This window comes from Gimesia algae, from assembly GCF_007746795.1.
Taxonomy (GTDB): domain Bacteria; phylum Planctomycetota; class Planctomycetia; order Planctomycetales; family Planctomycetaceae; genus Gimesia; species Gimesia algae.
In genome coordinates, this window is the sequence record NZ_CP036343.1 from 5,440,305 (window position 1) to 5,459,868 (window position 19,564).

A 19,564-nucleotide genomic window follows, 5' to 3' on the forward strand; every position below is an offset into this window, starting at 1 on the left:
CCTGATACTGGAGGCTTTTGACCTTCAGTTTCGGGGTGAAGGATGCTTACGGTGGACGATTACGGACGTATACGGCGTGCTCATCGCGACGGGATGAGCATCCGGGAAATCGCTCGGACATTTCATCATTCACGGCGAAAGATCCGCGAAGTATTACACGGTGCAGGGCAACCGCAACAATATTCGCAGCGCCAGACTCAGGCGGCTCCCCGACTGGGCCCCTTCCATGAGACCATCCGACAGATTCTCGCCGATGATGAATCGCAACCACCCAAACAGCGGCACACAGCACAACGAATCTTTGAGCGACTGCGGGACGAGCACGGCTATCTCGGCGGTTACGATGCAGTTTGTCGATTCGTGCGGAAGCACCGAACCAATAAACGTGAAACATTCATCCCGCTTGATCACCAACCGGGCCAACGGCTGGAAGCCGACTTCGGCAAGATTTATGTCGATTTTCCCGACGGACGACGACGGGTTTCAGTGTTGATTCTGGTCTGGTCGTATTCCAACGCCCCCTTTGTGATCGCTCTACCGACGGAACGGACCGAAGCGATTCTGGAAGGCATGGTGCAGGCGTTCGAGTATTTTGATCGCGTTCCCAAAGAAGTCTGGTGGGACAACCCGAAAACGGTAGCCGACGCGGTGCTCAGCGGGCGGAGTCGCAAAATCAACCAACGTTATGCAGCCCTGGCAAGTCATTATGTCTTTGAACCACTGTTCTGCCTGCCGGCCAGCGGGAACGAAAAACCGGTCGTTGAGAATCGCGTGAAGACGTTGCAGCGGAAATGGTCGACTCCGGTTCCCAAGATGGAAGATTTCGAGGAACTCAACAACTATCTTCGGCAATGCTGCCTCCAGGAACAGCAGCGTCTCAGTAGTGGTAAGACAGAAACCATCGGCACACGATTGGAACAGGACAAACAAAACGCCGCCGGGTTGCCCAGGCACCGCTTTGATCCGTGCATCCGCCGGGAAGTAAAGGTCAACAAGTATCAGTTCGCCCGGTTTGAGAACGTGGATTACAGCGTGCCGCGACAGTGTGCGTTTCAGACGGTGAGCGTCAAAGGTTACGTTGACCGTGTGGAAATGGTCTTTAAGGGAACTGTGGTGGCAACCCATCAAAGAAGCTATGAGAAAGGGTGTCAGATTCTTAACCCGTTGCATTACCTCGCAGCTTTGGGGCGGCGACCGGCTGCGTTAGATCATTCCAACGTCTACCGTCAGTGGAAGCTACCGCCGGTGTTTGACGAACTTCGCGAACGGCTGGAAAACCGGCATGGCTTATGTGCGGGAGCAAAACAATATGTACGAGTGCTACAGCTATTGTCCGCACATCCAGTCCAGCGCGTCCAGAAAACCATCGAACAGTTGCGTGGCCCCGAAGGAGCGGATGCCGACCGGATCATTCGCCGGGTCAAACGCAGTACCGCGCATGCCCGCAATCAGCCTGATTTCTCTCCGGCAACTCTGAGCAAAGAAGAATTGAGTCGTCCGGAGGTCTTGTCGGTACAGGTTCCCTGTCCGAGCCTGAACCATTTTGATTTGTTTCTTTCTACGTCAACACAAGGAGATCATCGTGCCCCCACAAACAATACAGAAGAAAAACGATCCGAATCTACTGCTGCAGAGCAATCTCAAGCAGTTAAGGTTACCGGCCATGAATGCGGAGTTCGAGAAGTTGGCCCACGAAGCGGCCAACTCAAATCAGACGTTCGAGCAATATCTGCTGCAGTTGACTGAACTGGAAGTGGCGGCACGGTCCACGAATGCGCTGACCAGCCGGATCAAACAGGCTCAGTTCCCAGTGGAAAAAGGGCTGGAAGATTACGACTTCGCGGCCATGAAATCAGTCAACAAACAGAAGGTGTTGGAGCTGGCCCGTGGTGAATGGGTCCGGCAACATACCAATCTCTGTCTGCTTGGTCAGCCGGGAACGGGCAAAACCCATCTGGCGATTGCACTGGGCCTGGCCGCCTGTCGTGAAGGAATCCGAACGAAATTCTTCACCGCTGCGGCACTCGTCAATCAACTGGAAACCGCGCAACAGCAATACAGTCTGGAGCGTCTCCTGAACAGGCTCGACAAGCTCGATCTGCTGATTGTCGACGAGCTGGGTTATCTGTCTTTCAGCCGTGCTGGTGCGGAACTACTGTTCCAGGTGTTTGCTGATCGTTATGAAAGACGAAGTCTGCTGATCACCAGCAACCTCGCCTTCAGCGACTGGGGCCAGATCTTTCAGGGCGAACGGATGACGGCAGCACTTTTGGATCGATTAACGCACCATTGTGAAATATTTGAGATGAATGGTGAAAGCTATCGGTTCAAAGAGTCGATGAAACAAAAGAAGCCACCTCGCAAAAAAGCCTGAGTCGCTTCCACACTTTGGCATACTGACCACCACGTTACCCCACGTGGTTAACCCAACCCCAGGTGGGTCCCATTTCCGCGCCAAAGTGGGTCCGCTTTACACGCCAATCTCCATAGGATCGCCTCTGAGATACTAACTCCGATCTGACGATATGAGAAATCACGTAGAGCTGTCGCTCTGTTCCAACATCCAGCACGCCGGGAAGCACTACATCTGAAGCCACCTTCGTTGCGTCCTTCCATATACATTTTGCTGCCACAGATCCCACATACAAAGACGTTCGACAGAGGGCTGCGCGAGTCCCTGGGAACCCGATACAACGGATGATCGATACCGAAAACGGGGGCCTTATTGGTCGATCTCTCATCAATAGCTCGATTTGCCTGATGCCAGACCCAGTCCTCAACAATACGCAAATGCGGCATGGATCGCGTTAGAATTTTCTTAGGGTCCGGGTTTCTGATCAGTTCTGATCTGCCCGTCGTATGCCTTTTGCGCGATATTCTTACGCGGTATTTTTCCTCCCCCCCGATAAATGGGGCATCGAATCATGGTAAGAACATTTCTGTCAGACCACTCTTCAATCTCGGCATTAGAATTTTTAGGAAGGGCCTGTTCTGTCAAATACCGGGCCACAGCATCCAACGAAAGACCAGCAGCAATTTTCATAAATACGGTGCGAATTGTTTCAACCCATTTTTGATCAATCCGATCATACTTGGGATCTTTATGATCTACCGGGTTACTCAGATACCGCTCGTATCCCGGGCGAAGCGGCCCCATCGCTGCCCCCATCGCCCATCGACCATCCTGAGTCCGCTTAATGCGATAGCGGGTATAATAATTATCCTGTCCATGGTGTTTCTGTGCATCTTCCAGACGCTGTGGCCAATCATCATTGGCGGTATCGACTCCGTCATTAATGCAGATGATACGAATGCCATTGTCGACGGCGGGGCTGAACAAATTCATGCAGGGAGCGATTCCTCGATAGAGGCGACTGGAATCTTCACAAATAATCAAGTCCCATTTACGTTTCGCGATTCCGTGTAGAACCTGATCGATACCAGGGCGACTGTAATGCTCACCGGATGTTCCTCGATCTGAAAGCTCATCGATCGATGAGACGTCCACATCCATCTCTGTGAGAAATTCCTTACAGTAGAGCAGTTGATCTTCGATACTGAATTTCCTCTGTTCATCTTTCGAATACCTCCCGTAGAACAGTATGCGAAGATGCTTCTGGATAGGCACGCACACAAAGTAAAAACCGAAGGCTGCCAGATACTTAATCGGTGTCACACAGCGCTCTTCACGCACGGCATCCAAGCCGGCGGATTGTGATAATTTTGTGTTAGATTGATTCCCCAACAACCGGTGATAACCATTGCCAACCGTGAACAACACACCGATCGCAAGTGTAGATACAGAAAGCACTAACAACAGAAACACAGACCGAGCAATAACTTGCGGAAACCGAGAGGTGAGTTTCCCCCCTGTCTCCGCATTCAGAGAGCGATGGCTCGTAACCTCTTGTAAATAAGTGGTTTGCGAGCCATTGTTTTTTTGTGCCCCCCACTTGTCCCGTTTTTGGCCCTGTGCAGAAACTCCTGATTTGTGGCCCCATGCAGCGATATTGCCAGTAACAACATTGCTACTGAAAAGCCTGCCAAGAATTTTGAAATGAATTTCAAACAACACATAGTCAAGTTCTCCTCTTTGTCTTAAGAACTAAAACAGACGGGGAATTCGTCACAGAACACCTGCCCCGATTCCCTGCCCTGAAAAAGGATTCCGCCTCGAATCAATTATTTGATTCGGTTGCCGGTCTGCATATTCCGTTGCCAGCCGCGTCAGACGCTGGTCTTCACTTTCACACGCTGTCCCGACCATGGTCTGCATCAGCAGGATAACCAGAGTTAGTATTTTTCTTTCCCGGCTCATGGGGCCTCCAGTGCTTGAGGATGTGTTTCAGAACCTGTTGTAGAGCCATGCGCAACCGACGTTCACGCAGGATCACCATGCAGGCCAGTTGTAATGTCAGTGTCATAAGTATGGTTAGTATCCAGTTCAACTCAGTTTTCCTTTCGCTGGGAATTTAAGGGCAACCCTGGTCAATAATCTTCTGGTAACAAGAGCGTCGTAGCCGATCGGTCTGCTTCCGTAATAATCCAGAATTTAGTCCCCTCGTTGGTGTGGTAGACAGAAAAGAGACGATTTCCGTTCTGTAATACCCGTTCACTCTCTACCGCGTCTGCCGGATCACAGTCCCCCATTCACCCTGCAGATGACGAGAAGGGACCTGGAGGACTTCTTCTGCCGGAAGAACCCCTTGAGCATTGGTGGTACTCACAGCCTGCCCGACTTATTATTTCTGTGTTGTAGGTTGATGCATATTTCATCCTTCTTAAAAAAGAAAAAAGCGAATCTCATCTCTTAGATCCGCGCATAAAAAAAGCCCCAACCAGTGAGTGTTTCACCGATCGGGACAACCATTGAGTTAATATTTAAAATTAAGAATCTGACTCTGAGTCACCAGTGGTCTGATGCCGCCGTGATCTCAAATCCAGCATGGGCATTTCACTGTATATTAGACGCAGACTCCTGTGATCAAGATAACGTGTCAGCTAAATAGGTGGTTTTAAGTCGTGTCCGCGATTTGATGAGTTTCGCGATCGATTTAAGCACTTACCTCTGTCTTAATCGTTGTTTCGCTCCATACCCAAAACGAGTTCAATCAACAGAGTGAGTATGGATAGAGCATCGGCCTACGGAACCACAGGGGAAGAGCCGTTTTTCTCTTCAAATGGCGATTCCTTTAACATTTGGTCTACAAAACCGAAACTTGAAAACGGAAATTGCTCGTCTTTTGATGTAACACTTTGGCGACTCGCGCATTTATATTTACAGAATGACCGATTGCCAAATATCAACCCGGAGTGAGCCGGTGGATGAAGTGGTAAAAGCCGCCCGTACAAGTCGAGAAGCGTTTGGACAGCTCTTTATTTACTTCTATCCGCCGATTTTCGCGTATTGCTCGCGACGGCTGTTGGTGCGCGCCTTGGCCGAAGATATCACTTCTGAAGTCTTCCTCAAGGCCGCTGTTGGTATTACTGAATTTTCTGGATCGTGCGCCGAGGACTTTCGCCGATGGCTGTTTTGCATCGCTACAAACGAGATCAACGCCCATCTGCGGCAGTCGATTCGTCGTCGCGAATTACTCGAAGCAGCCGTCCAGATGGGAACGGTCGAAGCGGCCGTAAGCACTTCCTTGCTCTCCAACGAAACTCCACTCACATGGGAAGAGGTTTACCAAGCGTTGTGCGAGTTGCCCGATCGCGAACAATCCATTATTTCGTTACGATTTTTTGCTGGATTCAAACACGAACAAATAGCCGCTGTGCTCGAAATCAAGACCGGAACCGTCCGCGTCGCATTAAACCGCGCACTCAACAAACTGCGCGACCACCTCCGCACACCTTAACTTCGCGTCACACAAAGACAACTCATGGACATTACTAATGAATGACCGCCTGAACGACGACTGGGAAAATTTGTTTGAGCACTTGCCGCTCGACACTTCCGCGCGTGAGGAACATTGCGAAGATCTCATGTTGGAGGTCTTCGCCGTTTATGAAAGCGATCCCACGCCACAACCCCAGCGTACCAGGCTCATAGACATAGGAAGATTTCTCATGAAATACAAAGCTCCCCATTGGACCAGCGCAGCCATCATCATTGCCTGTGCTATTTGGTTTGTTCGTTATGAAAGCCCGTCGGCCTTTGCCATCGAAGAAATAGTCGACAACGTCATGAAAGCGCGATCGGCCCGTTTTGATATGCAGGTCAGCATCAACGGCGGATCAACACTAAAAACGAAGGGTTTGTTCTTGGCTCCCAACCATTATCGCCAAGAACTCGATAATGGTGATGTCATCATTTATGACTCGCAGTTATTCAAGATCGTCAGCCTTCATCCCAAGACGAAGCAGGCCGAGGTGTTCAACCTGCTCAATATTACCGAGGAAGCAAAACATAGCATGCAATCGAACCAGTTCGACATGGTTCGCGAATCGCTTAGTAAGGCGATCAGCGATCCAGATTCAAACATCGAATCGCTTGGCAAAAAGGAACTTGATGGCCGCACGGTCGTTGGTTTTCGATTAAAAACCGAGCTACAGCCGATGACGGTCTGGGCAGATCCTCGGACCAAGTATCCAGTTCGCATTGAAGCGACTATGCCCGGTCCGACTCAGACCAAGGTCGTGATGACAAACTATGAATTCAACGTCAAGCTCGACAAGTCGCTGTTTAGTCTTGTAATCCCGCAAGGCTATCATGTCACGAAAACGGATATCGACCTCTCTACGGGCAAAGTCGACCTCTCTCCGGCCCACGAACTGAAAAAGCGTCCTGCTGTAGTGAAAAAGGTTCCTGAAGTGAAAACGGTTCGTGGCGCGACAAAGGTTCCTGGCGTGAAGAAAACTCCTGACGCAAAGAAGATCACTCCCTAAGAACGTGTCCTCAAATTGCGTGAATTGATGAAAATCGCTACGACTCCGCGTCTTTGGTTCTCAGGTCAAGGACGACGGAGACGCAGCCATGAAGCGGCAGTATCCCAGCGATGTGACGGGCATGTTTAACGTATATTGATTCTCGGCAATATACGGTAAAACTGAACGATTTATGGTTCCTGACAACTTTTTTCTATTCAGGTTGAGCATTTGGTTAGACGTGGTTTAGCCTTGCATTCGTTTAAGTGCCGCCCACAGTTCTGAGGAGTTAAAACGCTCCGAACAGTTTGAACAGGCCACTTAACCTCAACACCGTGCCCACTATTTCTGGGAAAGTCCAATATCTGCTCAAACGGAAAAGTATGTCGATCATTTCTGGGAAATGGTCGACATGGTCATTAACGCGATCCTGTTCGTCCTGATAGGTCTTGAGATACTGATTCTGCATGTCAAGACGGACTATATTTATGCATCGTTCATCGCAATTTTGCTGGTCCTTGCAGCGAGGTACCTGTCGCTACTGGTTCCAATCAGGCTTTTAGCCAAACGTCTCAATTCTGTGCCGCACACTTTAACGATCATGACGTGGGGAGGACTTCGTGGCGGGATCTCGATCGCATTGGCATTGCAGATGACTCCGAGCATGAACCGTAAACTGTTCCTTACTGTGACCTATGGTGTCGTAATCTTCTCAATCATCGTTCAAGGCCTGTCTATCGGTCCGCTGGCCCGTCGCCTGGTTACCGATCAGATCGCGACGGAATGATATCATCTCCGGAAACAGCCGACAATAAACGCATGCCGCAAGAATGCAATCACAAATACTTTCCATTTCCTGACGGATCGAAGACGGCGGGGTCGATTGCACTCAAATCATATTTCGAATATCTGATGCTGATGTGGGGAATGCAAACAGGACCGATTTGAGATCTGTTGTCGTCAGGCGGAACTTCATGCCCAGCGCAAACAGATTGATGGTTTCTGCAGCATCAGGGGCGAGCAGATGCGCTCCCAGAACCTGATCCGTCTGCCTGTCAATGAGAATCTTATATGCAGCACAGGTGACTCCCACTTTACGGAGCGAACCCCAGCTGCTCATGTCATCAGTCTGAACCTTGAAATTGTATCCCGCTTCACTGGCCTGGTCTTCGTCCATCCCTACCGATGCCAGCTGAGGCACAGTAAACAACACGCGAGGCACCACTCCGTAATCCGGCGTCGCATAATTCCCCTCTATTATATTTTTCACAACGGTATAGCCCTGCTGATTCGCGACGGGTGTCAGTTTGGGCTGATCGGTGTCAACCACATCACCGGCGGCATAGACATGTGAGTTGGAAATGCTCTGCATAAACTGATTGACTTTGATTCCCTTCTCATCGTATTCAATCGCAGCCCGCTCCAGCTCGAGCCCCTCGGTCGCCGGAACTCGACCGGCACCATGCACGACCATGTCAGCGTAATACTCTTTCTGTATCCCCTTTTGTATTGCCGTCAGTTGCAGTTTCTTATCCTTGTTTTTGATTAAGGACTGCGCATTCGAAGACAGAACGATTTCGATTCCCAGGGTACGCGAATAGTCCCCAAGCCTCTCGACTAAAGAGGGTTCAAAACCACTCAGAGGTCGTTCGTTGTGTTCCATGATTGTGACTGCTGCACCTGCGCGCTGCGCCGCGTGAGCAAATTCGAATGAAATATAACCACCTCCAATAAAAATCAGCTCAGCTGGTAAGCGGCTGGTTTGCAGGAACTGATCGCTGTGAGTGATTAAATCCTCACCGGAAATCTTCAGTGGCGTCGGTCTGGCCCCTGTGCAGATCACAATTTTTTCACCTTCGAGTTCAGCACCCTCGACTTCGATGGTTTTCAATCCCGTGAATCGAGCATCTCCCTGGAAAATGCTGATATTTTTCTTTTTAAACTTTTTTGTCTTTTGAGGTGTCACCGGATTTGTGAACGTCTCTTTGAATGCGATTAATTGTGACCAGTCAATACTGGTGTGGCTATTATTATCAATCAGCTGTCCTTTCGACCGGTGCGTCCAGTCGACTAATTCTGCAGCGTGAACCAGAACTTTTTTGGGATTGCAGCCGTGTAACGCACAGGTCCCGCCAATCTCCTGCGAATCGATAACCGCGACCTGATATTTCTCCGCGCACTGCTCAGCAATACGGGTGGCCGCAGGCCCCGATCCCAAAATCAAGATGTCGAATAGCATTGTCATAACCAATCCTTTACACCAGATCTGATCCGAACACGAAAAGAGTTTTCGTATTTCGGATTGATTGACGCCTCCGTGAACGCATGAAAGCACGGGCAGTATCGGGAAAATCGATCATCAGAATTGGGATAAGTCAGAGTACTGAGGAGGGTGAAAGGCAAAACCACGGTCACGCAGGCCACAATCAATACAGAGATTACTCTCCAGACGCTGTTGCACCTCGGATTCGGTATACCCCAGTTGGCTTTTCACCCACTCCGGGGAAAAGATGGTGTTCAGGTAACGAGTGCCTGAATCGTGTAGAATGACTGCACAGATTTTGTCGTGCAGTTCGTGTTTCATTGCGCGAACCGTTTCCAGAACTCCCCCTGCCGAACCACCAACGAGCATCGCTTCTTTCTGAACCATGCGCCAGCAACCTGACACACAATCCAGTTCTGAAACGCGACGGACGGCATCGAACTGCTGACCTTCTGCCAGCTCGGGAACATTTCCTGCTCCCAGTCCGGGGATACGTCTCTCTCCTGCTGTACCACCAAACAAAACGCTACCCATGGCATCGACAGCGACGATTTTTGTTTTTCGACCACGCTTCCTCAAATAATCCCGACAACCGCGAATGGTCCCCGTACTGCTCGTCGCCACAAACAGATAATCGAGCTGACCATCGAGAGCTTCGTCGATTTCTTTGATCGTACCGTTTTCATGTGCGCCGGGGTTGTGCCTGTTACCATACTGATTGGGCCAGAACGACTCAGGAATCGTTTCCAGCAGGGACTTCACTTTCGCCAGTCTTGCTTTGAGAAAGTCGCCTTCCAGTGGCTCCGTCACCATTTCGATCTCCGCACCCAAGGCTTTCATAATCGCGATATTCTGAGGTTGAGCCCGCACATCCACCACACAGATAAAGGGGAGCCCGTAATACCGACAGACTTGAGCCAGACCGATTCCCATATTGCCTGAAGAAGACTCAATGATCGTGGTATTGGAATTAATCTCGCCTGTATTAAAGGCTTCTTCAATCATGGCACGCGAGGGACGATCTTTCGCACTGCCTCCCGGGTTATAGCACTCCATTTTTGCAAACAGGGCCACATCGGGACTGCCCAGATAGCGGCGCAGGCGGATCAAAGGAGTTGATCCGATGGTTTCCAGCACCCCTTCTTGAGCCTGGACCTTTAGTACTGTACTTTTTCGGTTGTCAATCATCGGCTGCGACCTCTGGATACATTCTGTGGTAGGGATTGTAGGTTTAAAAACAGGAATATGAGATTAATAGCTAAAAATGTGCCAAACTTTCAGGCTTTGTTTGCAGCAGATTTCCCTGTTTAAACACTGAAAACACATGTAAATAGAGGAGCCCGGCAGAAATGCGCGAGTGTCGGACAGCCAGTCTGGTCGGTCAGAATACATCGTATTCCGGAGAGAGTTCTGAACAGATTGCATGAAATCAGAATGATCATTCGCTCACTTTCACGACCGCTTTTCCCATTTTGCTGCCGTGAAATAAATCAATGAATGCTTGCGGAGTCTGTTCCAGTCCTGTCGTCTCAGTCTCCTCCCAATGCATTTTTCCCGCCTGGATCCATTCTGTCATTCTATTCCGGAACTCATCCTGCTGATCACCATGATCACGGACGATAAATCCCTGCATTCTCAGTCGTTTGGTGATGATTTTAAACAGGTTGTCCGGCCCTGGCTGAGGAGACTTGTCGTTATAAGTCGAGATCATGCCACAGCAGACGATGCGTCCGAAGTCATTCAGGTTATCAAGGGCTGCCTGCAGATGATCTCCTCCCACATTGTCGTAATAGAGATCGATGCCTTCAGGAGCCAGTTCTTTCAACCGGGCGGACACGTCATCCACCTCCTTATAATTGAAAGCAGCATCAATGCCAGCTTTGTCTTTCAGCCAGTCGAGCTTCTGTTTTGAGCCGGCACTTCCCACTACAAAGCAACCGTGAAGTTTTGCAATCTGGCAGACAGTCGAACCGACGGCACCGGACGCCGCTGATACAAACACGCGGTCTCCCTCTTTCAGTTCGCCGATCTTCAGCAGTCCTACGTAAGCGGTCATACCGGTCATCCCCAGAATACCCAGGTAAGCCTGAAGGGGAACCGCTTCGGGATCGACTTTCATCACCCCGGTTCCATCAGACAGCCAGACATCCCGCCAGCCCTGGTTACCCAGGACATAATCCCCCTCGGAAAACTCCTGATTCCGGGATTTTATCACCTTGCCGACGCAGGCGCCTTCCATCGGCTCGCCAATCTGAAACGGCTTCACATAGCTCTCACCTTCACGCATCCGTCCCCGCATGTAAGGATCTACCGACAGCCATTCGTTTTGCACCAGAAATTCATTTTCCCCGGGAGACTTGAGTTCCGTTTCTACCAGTTCAAAGTGATCCAGTGTGGGTAATCCCTCGGGATAACCTGTGAGCTGAAATTGTCGCGATTGCATATCCTCTTTTCCTTTCGTCTTCGACGAGCATTACTGTTTGATAGCAGTGGTTCAGCGAGCTGACAGACTCTCAGGATTTCATCGCATGGATCAGTTTTTTATTGACAAATTCCAGAATCCCGAGATGAGACAGCTCACGACCGTATCCGGAATGTTTTGTTCCTCCGAAGGGTAATTCCGCCTGCGAGTTTGTCGGCTGATTAATGAACATCATACCCGTATCGACCTGTTCCGCGACGTGACGGGCCCGGTCAATATCCTTGGTATAGACAGAGCCACCCAGTCCGTAAGACGAATCATTGGCAACCTGGATCGCTTCTTTTTCATCTTTAACGACATAGACACTCGCGACGGGACCGAATAATTCCTGATCATACGTCGGCATATCACGGGTAATGTCAGTCAGGATGGTCGGGTTATAGAATGCGCCCTCTCGGTCGGGACGTCCTCCCCCCAGCACGACGGTTGCGCCGGCATTGATCGTTTTCTGCACCATTTCATCCAGGTTGACCGCCGCCTCCTCGGTCGACAGTGGCGCCACATCGGTTTCCGGATCCAACGGATCACCCAGCTTGAGTTTAGACATTTCCTCTTTAAAGGCAGACAGGAATTCATCAGCAACTTTCTGGACGATAATGAATCGTTTGGAAGCTGCACAGGATTGCCCTGTATTTGTCATTCTTCCCTGGACAGCCATTTTAATCACATGTTCCATATCTGCATCTTCCAGCACAATAAACGGATCGTTGCCTCCCAGTTCCAGCACCGAACGCTTGAGTTTTTGTCCTGCCTCTCCAGCGACGATCGCACCAGCTTTATCACTGCCCGTCAGTGAAACTCCCTGGATGCGGTCGTCTTCAATGACAGACTTGATGAATTCCTTGGGAATAAAAAGATTCGTGAAAACGCCTTCAGGTGCGCCGCAGTCTCTGAACAGATCATGAATTGCCTGCGCGCACTGGGGAACGTTGCTGGCATGTTTTACCAGAACCGTATTCCCTGCCATGATATTCGGAGCGGCAAACCGAGTGACCTGGTAAAAGGGAAAGTTCCAGGGCATAATCCCCAACAGAACGCCAATCGGCGCATATTGCACGTACGCATCCGCATCATCGACTTCCATAGGCTGGTCGGCCAGAAACTTTTCGGCACCATTGGCGTAGAACTCGGCAATTTCAGCACAGAAATTGATTTCTTCGCGGCTTTCTGAGATTCGTTTGCCCATCTCCAGTGTAATCAGCCTGGAATACTCATCGATGCGCTCTCGCAGCCCTGCTGCATACCGCAACATCAGGTTTTTGCGTTCGTCAAAAGAGGTATGCCGCCAGCAATCGAAAGCCTCATCAGCCTGCTCAATCGCCTCGACAGTCTGTCCCCGGGTGAGCGGATCATATTCCTTGAGTGTTTCATTGGTGAGGGGATTAATACTGACATATGACATGACTGATTCTCCTAATTAAAAAATCGACGGATAAGCCATTTCTGAATTGGATTCCGTCTCGGGTTTATCATAATTCGAATGAACTCTATTCAACGACCGTGCCTCTATGGAGACTTCTGTTAAATCTGGACGCGATGCGGCTGGGAAGTCGAGGTGGCCACGGGCTGAATTCCTGCGGCACGTACCGAGGAAATCATGAACTGGTCTCGCGGTAAAGCCGGCATTTGAGAGAAGTCGATCTCCAGCTTCTGATCTCGCACTTCGTAGTGAATCTTTTGTGTCAGAAACCGTGTAGTCAGTTTCATCAGACTGACCGTGATCCATTCTCCTGGGCAGCGATGATTTAACGCATATTCACCACCTCCCTGGGGGATGAAATCATAGGGAGTCGGTTCACGCTGCAAAAATCGATCGGGTTGAAACAGCTCCGGCTCTTTCCAGATTCGGCTGTCGTGGTTCGTGCCATACAAATCGAGCAGCACACGCTTTCCCCGGGGAAATTCAAAACCGTTCCATTCGAAATAGGTCTGCACAATCGCCGCTGTAAAGGGAAAAAAAGGATAGTAGCGTCGCACTTCCTGCACAAAAGCTCTTACATATTCCTCAGAACCAGATTTCAGTTTATCCCGACAATCGGGATGAAAATGCAGAGCATGGGTGATCAACGTCATATACACGGAAATTGCGACGACCGGTCTTAATAGATTCAACAGTTCGACGGCGGCGGCTTGCGGGTCCAGCAGATTATTTTTCAGATCACGATGCCACGCGATGGTCGACGCCGGGCTCTGTGCGGGGAGCGAAATCTGCCGGGCTCGGATTTGCTTTATCAAGTCTGTGATCCAGGCATTCGTCTGTCGCCGCGCCATACGTGCACGAATATGTCCCATGCCAATTTTCGCCGCATCGTGGAACAGCGAGGTCAACTGCCTGGTTCGTAACTCCACTTCGGAATCCGCCAGGAGAACTCCTGCCCAGTCACAGACAGCGATTGTCAGTACACGCTGAAATTCTTCGTACAAAGATACTTCCGCCATCTCTTTCCAGCGGGATACCGCAGCCGACAGTTGGCGTTCCGTCAGCACTTCTAAATGATCGATCTGCTCGGTTGTCATGATCGACAAAAACATCTGCTTGCGATGCCGATGTGCGTCTTCATCCAGGCCCTGAACGCCTCCCTGGCCAAACAACGTTTTCATGACCGCCTTGGGTGCCGCTCCCGCTCGACAAAAGAGGTCGGGATTATAAAACACCAGAGCCGCTTCCTGTCCTCGCATGCAGAACGTTTTCTGCAACAGCAGTCGCGCCTCAAACAGATCGGACTGCTGATTCTGACAGTTTCTGGAAATGAATCGATAAGGGTCTCTCAACAAATCAAGGGTACTGTCCCATTTCTGCAATTGTGGAATCGGAGTCATCATTTTCTTCCAGTTTATGAGAGTTTTTTTAAGTGCTGCCAGGACACATTATTCTCTTCATTGGATTTAAGTAGCTTGTCACTGTTTGCGATTGTCGCTTGAGCCTTCAGGCCGAACGCTTTGCGACCAGTCTCAACCGAGGTTTACTTCTGCTTTAGGAGGAATCTTCCTGCCAGGCAGGATCTTTTCATTTAAACGGTCATTCCCATCGATGGCTGATTTTAGTTCACGCAATTCCTGTACCTTTAGAATCGGGGACAGCAGGAATTCTTCTGTTCCGAGTAAGGAGATTGAGATGAGGAACCTTAAGGGCGACAATCTGTCTCAGGAGACCAGAACAATTTTTACATTGCCTTCTTTACGATCCACATTCATTCCCACATCTCGCGGGTGACGACGCAAGGTGCAGTCGATGGTTGCCTCACCCATGCGCAGATTTTTGATTGAGATCCACTGAATGGCAGGCGGCAGCATGGGGTTTTCAAAGCGAATTTCAGACAGATGGGAATAGAACTTGAGACCCAGACAGGATTGCAGCAGCATGAACACGGAACCAGCGGCCCAGGCCTGGGGAGCACAGGCAACCGGATACAAGGTCGGTGCATGTCCGTTGATTCGATCGAAACCACAAAAGAGTTCCGGCAAGCGATGCCATTCCAGAAAACAGGAGACATCAAACATCCCTACCAGCAGTCGGGTACACTCTGACTGATATCCATAACGCGACAGGCCGGCAGCACACAGGGCAGTATCATGGGGCCAGATTGAGCCGTTATGATACGACATCGGATTATATTTCAGTTCTCCGCGGGAAATGGTGCGAATTCCCCAGCCATTGAAAGTATCCTCATCCATCAACGTTTCCGCGAGCCGCTTGACGTATTTTTCTTCCACAATCCCGGTATACAGCAGATGACCGGCGTTAGAATTTTTAACGGCACAGGGATTTTTCTCTCCATCCAGGGCAATGGCAAAGGTCCCAATCGAATCGACCCAGAACCGTTCATTAAATTTCTTCTTCAGATCAGTTGCCTCTGCACGCAGTTGGCTGGCCCATTCTTTTTCACCAAAGATTTCTGCCAGGTCAGCGGCCCTGTTTTTTGCCGCATACACATACCCCTGAACTTCGCTGAGTGCGATGGCGCCTTCTGCATTATTTCCATCAGCGTGAAAGATGGAATCATCCGAGTCTTTCCAGCCCTGTTGTTTTAAGCCATCTTCATTCTGCCTCATGTACTCTAGAAAGCCATCGCGGTCGGGATCTCCATAGCTGTCGATCCATGCGATCGCGCGTTTGATATTTGTCCAGATTTTTTCCAGGAACTCCAGATCTCCTGTCCGCCAGTAATAATGGGCAGCCAAGATTACAAACAAGGGAGTGGCATCCACCGTCCCGTAATATTGTCGAAAGGGAATCTCGCCTAAGGCCGCCATTTCCCCCTCACGGATTTCATGAAATATCTTTCCTGGTTCCGATTCAGCAACAGGATCGAGTTCTGTAGCCTGCGTAGCTGCCAGAAAGTTGAGAACGCCTTTTGAAAGCTGTGGATGAATCCACAGCGTCTGCAGAGCAGTAATGATTCCATCACGTCCAAAAGGAGTGGAAAACCAGGGTACCCCTGCATAAGGATAAGGGCCATGGGGGGTTTCAGACGTCAGCATCATCAGATCGGAGGTGGAACGGTTGATCCAGTCATTGAACTGTTCATTCGAAGTTTGGATGCAGGTTCTCTCCTGATTGAACTGATCGATAAAAGTCGAAACCTGTTGGATCGCCTGTTGCTGGCTGCGTTTCGTGACCGGGATCTGGTCATTCTGGCAGGCGACGATGGTCCGCAGAGTATCAGATTCACCTGGCTGAAGTTGAATCCGAATGTTCGCTTCTTTGTCAGAGACGGTTTGCTCTTTTCCCTGGACATCGATTTCCGTGCTGCGTTCTATTTGATCCAGCCCCCGATATTTCAGAAGGGCGGAGTCAGAATCGACTTCTACCGGCAGCAGCGATCCCCGCCGACTGCGATGATTCCCGCGCACTTCAAAAATATCGCGAAAATCAGCCGCGTAGTGATATTTTATTTCAAAAACCAGTGGCGCATTGGAATAGTTCGTCAGTTTCAGGTTTTCATACAGGATGGCGCCTTCAATGATAATGGAACGCGAGGCATGCAGTTCCCCTTTCCGTAACACCAGACGGTCTCCCTCATGTATATCAGGCGTTGTCAGTTCAACCATCAAAACGCTGTTGTCCTCTTTCATTGTAGAATTCAACAGCATGGGCCGACGATCGTTGATCAGCAACTCCCAATGAGAAAGATGTCGCGTTCCCAGGTGATAAACCCCCTGCTCGCCGAGTCCGGTACGGGAGATATCCCCCAGCAGGTCAAGCACGGCAAAGGTGTTTCCCTGTTTTAAAACCTGATTTCGAGAGTCGGTTTTCTGTGAACCGGCAGCGTAATACCACTGATCGTCGATTTGAATGACGTCATCCATAGGGTGTTCTTTTCCAGTTAAGGCCGACAGCTTGTCTGAGCTGTTCTTTACTTTTGAAAAGCAATTCCCTTTGAAATTACGGGCTGCGTTGCTGATGAAGCATGGTCCTGGGTTTAAAGACAGGTTTGCCGGGATTCGCTTTTCTCTTCCACTCAGCGAGTACGTTTTGATAAGTTTTCAGGTAGCCTTGTGCCATGTGCTGGCAGGTAAAACGGTTTTCAAAATATTTTCGGCAGAGCCGTCGGTCCAGCTGGCTGATTTTTGAAACCGCTGCAACCGCTTCCTGCACCGTCTCCACAATAAACCCGCTCACGCCAGGTTTGACAACTTCCGGGACAGAACCTTCCATGAAAGCAATCACGGGAGTGCCACAGGCCATTGCTTCGGTCATGACCAGCCCGAACGGCTCTGGCCACTTTATGGGAAACAACAGGGCACGGGCACCACATATCAGTTCTGATTTTTGGGGCTCACCGACTTCCCCCAGATATTCAATCAGGGGATGCTCCAGAAAGGGTTTTATCCGGGATTCGAAATAGGCTTTATCAGTCACATCCACCTTGGCTGCCATCTTCAGATGGGTATTGGATTTCAAAGCGATATCAATCGCTTCTTCCGGACCTTTATCAGGACAGAATCTTCCCAGAAACAGCAGGTAATCTCCGGGGCTGTCATTGTACTTTTCATTGACGGGAATTCCATTATACACTGTCGAAACCCAGTTGGCATCAGGAATAAAACACCGCTGCGCATCCGAGATGGAGACGACAGGCACTTCTGGGAATTCCTCATACAGGGAAATCACATCCGGTCGGTCCAGGCGGGAGTGCAGTGTGGTCACATGCGGGATGCCAAGATGACGCACCAGGGGATAATGAATCGTTTCGATATGAAAATGGATTATATCAAAACGGTCCCGCATCTGAATCAACTTTTCCAGTTGAATGATCTGAGCGATCTCCGGATCTCGCGGTGACTGAGATAAACGCAACGATTGCTGTACTACCGCATACAGATCGGCGGTCGTTTTTGAATCTCCTGAAGCAAATAAGGTAACATCGTGACCTTCCTTAACAAGTGATTCCGTAAGATTAGAGACCACTCTTTCAATTCCCCCATAAGTCTGGGGAGGAACGCTTTCAATCAATGGTGAAACCTGGGCGATCCGCATTTTCTCTCCTTAGTTCAATGTGAACCTCGTAAGTATTTTCCTGTGCCACCATCTCCAAATTTTGATGGCTTGTTACTGTCAAACAATTTTAAACTTATCAAGTGACATCTACTGAAAGGGCTCCCGTATCGTATCTCTCGACGTCTCTTTTTAAACTCGCAGAAAAAGAATGAAAACACGTCAGAATAAAGTCTCCTTCGCAGTGAGAAACACTCTTGCAAATGATGAGCCAGTCAGAACAGAAGATTTTAAACTATTATCAAATCGTCTTTTTCGCGTTTCAGAAGCAAATTTCCACCCGCTTGAACCAGTCAGAATCATTGATCGCCCATGGCGCATCGTGCGCGTTGATAGACCAGAAACTGGGAAGTCGAAGAAGAAACATCACACGCATAGAGTCAGGCAGTGAGAAGAACCGGAAAATGCGACAGGCCACGGCATTACACGAAATATGATCGCTCAGGAACTCTGGACGAACTTTGTTTCTCTCCGATCCTGTGTAGTGGCCCGCTATTTGCTCGCTATATTTGCTGCTATTAGCAAATAGGAATGATCAGTTCGTATTAGTGAAGTGATTCTGAATGGCGGTTGCGTAAGTCTGCATACCAGTGAGCGCGCTTTCGATATGGGGATCACATCAGATAATAAAACGGAGAGCAAAGATGAAAACGGGATTAATGAATTCAACGTGTTCTTCCAGTCAATCGGTAAAACAATGCCCTCTCTCACAGAATGTCGCTAACAGCGAGCGTGTGCTTTCGTTACTGGGAGGAGGAGGCTTGCTCTTGATGGGATTGAGACGTGGATCGGGCGCCGGTTTACTGGGCGTGGCCGCAGGAGCTTCACTGTTATATCGCGGATGGACGGGGCATTGCCACCTGTATGAAGGTCTGGGGATTAATACAGCCGACTCGCAGAGAAAGAGACCCGGCGTCCCCGCGCACCAGGGAAGTAAGGTAAATAGCGCTCTGCACATCAATCGTGATCGCCAGGAAATATACGATTTCTGGCGAAAACTGGAAAACCTTCCCCAAATCATGCAGCACCTGGAGTCGGTGACAATGCTGGATGAGAAGCGTTCTGAATGGGTGGCCCGCGCGCCGTTAGGAAAAACGCTGCAGTGGGAAGCGGAAATTATCACAGATAAACCGGGCGAAGTAATCGCTTGGCAGTCATTACCCGGTTCTCAGGTGGATACCGCTGGATCCGTTCATTTTAAAGATTCGTCTACAGGAGCCGGCACGGAATTTGTGGTTTCGATTATGTACAATCCCCCCGGCGGACAAATCGTCACTCAAATCGCACATCTGCTGGGACAGGATCTTCAGGCGGAACTGAATCAGGATCTGAGGGAATTCAAACAACTCCTCGAAGCGGGTGAGATTGCGACGAACGCGATCGCACCGGAACCAGGTCAGATCCAGAAACCGGTGATGTCTGACCTGAAGGTAGTTAAATCATAATTGTCGTT

At 49.8% G+C, this 19,564-nt stretch carries 15 protein-coding genes; 6 read left to right on the forward strand and 9 right to left on the reverse strand.

Annotated elements, in window-relative coordinates:
* Positions 1-42 precede the first annotated feature (42 nt).
* Both istA and istB read left to right on the forward strand, forming a co-directional pair.
* Positions 43-1,746 carry an IS21 family transposase gene (gene istA, locus Pan161_RS20220; RefSeq protein WP_145223926.1) on the forward strand — a complete coding sequence of 568 codons (1,704 nt, stop codon included), beginning with the start codon at positions 43-45 and terminating at the stop codon, positions 1,744-1,746.
* Positions 1,664-2,374 (forward strand): IS21-like element helper ATPase IstB, encoded by a 711-nt coding sequence (istB, locus tag Pan161_RS20225; RefSeq protein WP_145223927.1) that lies wholly within the window; start codon positions 1,664-1,666, stop codon positions 2,372-2,374. The genes istA and istB overlap by 83 nt, the downstream gene beginning before the upstream one ends.
* A 444-nt stretch (positions 2,375-2,818) precedes the next feature.
* On the opposite strand, the gene Pan161_RS20230 is transcribed toward istB, so the two are convergent.
* Together Pan161_RS20230 and Pan161_RS30660 are read right to left on the reverse strand one after the other, a co-directional pair.
* On the reverse strand, positions 2,819-3,676 hold the full coding sequence (locus Pan161_RS20230) for a recombinase family protein (protein ID WP_197995431.1): 858 nt from the start codon (positions 3,674-3,676) through the stop codon (positions 2,819-2,821).
* Positions 3,677-4,247: 571 nt separating this feature from the next.
* Complete coding sequence (locus tag Pan161_RS30660) at positions 4,248-4,424, reverse strand: hypothetical protein (RefSeq protein WP_197995432.1); 177 nt, start codon at positions 4,422-4,424, stop codon at positions 4,248-4,250.
* 897 nt (positions 4,425-5,321) lie between these two features.
* Between Pan161_RS30660 and Pan161_RS20240 the strand changes: the two genes are divergently transcribed.
* From Pan161_RS20240 to Pan161_RS20250, 3 genes are all read left to right on the forward strand, one after another.
* Positions 5,322-5,858 (forward strand): RNA polymerase sigma factor, encoded by a 537-nt coding sequence (locus Pan161_RS20240; RefSeq protein ID WP_197995433.1) that lies wholly within the window; start codon positions 5,322-5,324, stop codon positions 5,856-5,858.
* A 37-nt stretch (positions 5,859-5,895) separates the two neighbouring features.
* Entirely contained in the window at positions 5,896-6,888 is a 993-nt protein-coding gene (locus Pan161_RS20245) for a LolA family protein (RefSeq protein WP_145230266.1), read from the forward strand.
* A gap of 340 nt (positions 6,889-7,228) precedes the next feature.
* Positions 7,229-7,654, forward strand: coding sequence for a cation:proton antiporter domain-containing protein (locus Pan161_RS20250; RefSeq protein ID WP_261342988.1), 426 nt, complete (start codon positions 7,229-7,231; stop codon positions 7,652-7,654).
* A gap of 102 nt (positions 7,655-7,756) precedes the next feature.
* On the opposite strand, the gene Pan161_RS20255 is transcribed toward Pan161_RS20250, so the two are convergent.
* From Pan161_RS20255 to Pan161_RS20285, 7 genes are all read right to left on the reverse strand, one after another.
* Entirely contained in the window at positions 7,757-9,112 is a 1,356-nt protein-coding gene (locus Pan161_RS20255; protein ID WP_145230270.1) for a dihydrolipoyl dehydrogenase family protein, read from the reverse strand.
* A gap of 114 nt (positions 9,113-9,226) precedes the next feature.
* Positions 9,227-10,318 carry a 2,3-diaminopropionate biosynthesis protein SbnA gene (gene sbnA, locus Pan161_RS20260; protein ID WP_145230272.1) on the reverse strand — a complete coding sequence of 364 codons (1,092 nt, stop codon included), beginning with the start codon at positions 10,316-10,318 and terminating at the stop codon, positions 9,227-9,229.
* A 250-nt stretch (positions 10,319-10,568) separates the two neighbouring features.
* The gene (locus tag Pan161_RS20265) at positions 10,569-11,573 is read right to left on the reverse strand and encodes an NADP-dependent oxidoreductase (protein ID WP_145230274.1); all 1,005 of its coding nucleotides are present in this window, start codon (positions 11,571-11,573) and stop codon (positions 10,569-10,571) included.
* Positions 11,574-11,643: 70 nt separating this feature from the next.
* Positions 11,644-13,014 (reverse strand): NAD-dependent succinate-semialdehyde dehydrogenase, encoded by a 1,371-nt coding sequence (locus Pan161_RS20270; RefSeq protein ID WP_145230276.1) that lies wholly within the window; start codon positions 13,012-13,014, stop codon positions 11,644-11,646.
* A gap of 119 nt (positions 13,015-13,133) precedes the next feature.
* Positions 13,134-14,435, reverse strand: a complete 1,302-nt coding sequence (locus Pan161_RS20275) for a cytochrome P450 (protein ID WP_232103343.1) — start codon at positions 14,433-14,435, stop codon at positions 13,134-13,136.
* Between the two features lie 321 nt (positions 14,436-14,756).
* Positions 14,757-16,922, reverse strand: a complete 2,166-nt coding sequence (locus Pan161_RS20280) for an amylo-alpha-1,6-glucosidase (RefSeq protein WP_145230279.1) — start codon at positions 16,920-16,922, stop codon at positions 14,757-14,759.
* A 76-nt stretch (positions 16,923-16,998) separates the two neighbouring features.
* Positions 16,999-18,093 carry a glycosyltransferase family 4 protein gene (locus Pan161_RS20285; RefSeq protein ID WP_145230280.1) on the reverse strand — a complete coding sequence of 365 codons (1,095 nt, stop codon included), beginning with the start codon at positions 18,091-18,093 and terminating at the stop codon, positions 16,999-17,001.
* A 662-nt stretch (positions 18,094-18,755) separates the two neighbouring features.
* On the opposite strand from Pan161_RS20285, the gene Pan161_RS20290 reads away from it, so the two are divergent.
* Positions 18,756-19,556 (forward strand): SRPBCC family protein, encoded by an 801-nt coding sequence (locus Pan161_RS20290; protein ID WP_232103345.1) that lies wholly within the window; start codon positions 18,756-18,758, stop codon positions 19,554-19,556.
* The last annotated feature ends 8 nt before the right edge of the window (positions 19,557-19,564 follow it).

Excerpts from the sequence above, each read along its gene's own strand:
- istB (WP_145223927.1), top strand. The coding sequence starts at position 1,664 with ATGAATGCGGAGTTCGAGAAGTTGGCCCACGAAGCGGCCAACTCAAAT.
- Pan161_RS20290 (WP_232103345.1), top strand. The coding sequence starts at position 18,756 with ATGAAAACGGGATTAATGAATTCAACGTGTTCTTCCAGTCAATCGGTA.
- Pan161_RS20270 (WP_145230276.1), bottom strand. The coding sequence starts at position 13,014 with ATGTCATATGTCAGTATTAATCCCCTCACCAATGAAACACTCAAGGAA.
- Pan161_RS30660 (WP_197995432.1), bottom strand. The coding sequence starts at position 4,424 with ATGACACTGACATTACAACTGGCCTGCATGGTGATCCTGCGTGAACGT.
- istA (WP_145223926.1), top strand. The coding sequence starts at position 43 with ATGCTTACGGTGGACGATTACGGACGTATACGGCGTGCTCATCGCGAC.
- Pan161_RS20265 (WP_145230274.1), bottom strand. The coding sequence starts at position 11,573 with ATGCAATCGCGACAATTTCAGCTCACAGGTTATCCCGAGGGATTACCC.
- sbnA (WP_145230272.1), bottom strand. The coding sequence starts at position 10,318 with ATGATTGACAACCGAAAAAGTACAGTACTAAAGGTCCAGGCTCAAGAA.
- Pan161_RS20245 (WP_145230266.1), top strand. The coding sequence starts at position 5,896 with ATGAATGACCGCCTGAACGACGACTGGGAAAATTTGTTTGAGCACTTG.
- Pan161_RS20255 (WP_145230270.1), bottom strand. The coding sequence starts at position 9,112 with ATGACAATGCTATTCGACATCTTGATTTTGGGATCGGGGCCTGCGGCC.
- Pan161_RS20275 (WP_232103343.1), bottom strand. The coding sequence starts at position 14,435 with ATGATGACTCCGATTCCACAATTGCAGAAATGGGACAGTACCCTTGAT.
- Pan161_RS20285 (WP_145230280.1), bottom strand. The coding sequence starts at position 18,093 with ATGCGGATCGCCCAGGTTTCACCATTGATTGAAAGCGTTCCTCCCCAG.
- Pan161_RS20280 (WP_145230279.1), bottom strand. The coding sequence starts at position 16,922 with ATGGATGACGTCATTCAAATCGACGATCAGTGGTATTACGCTGCCGGT.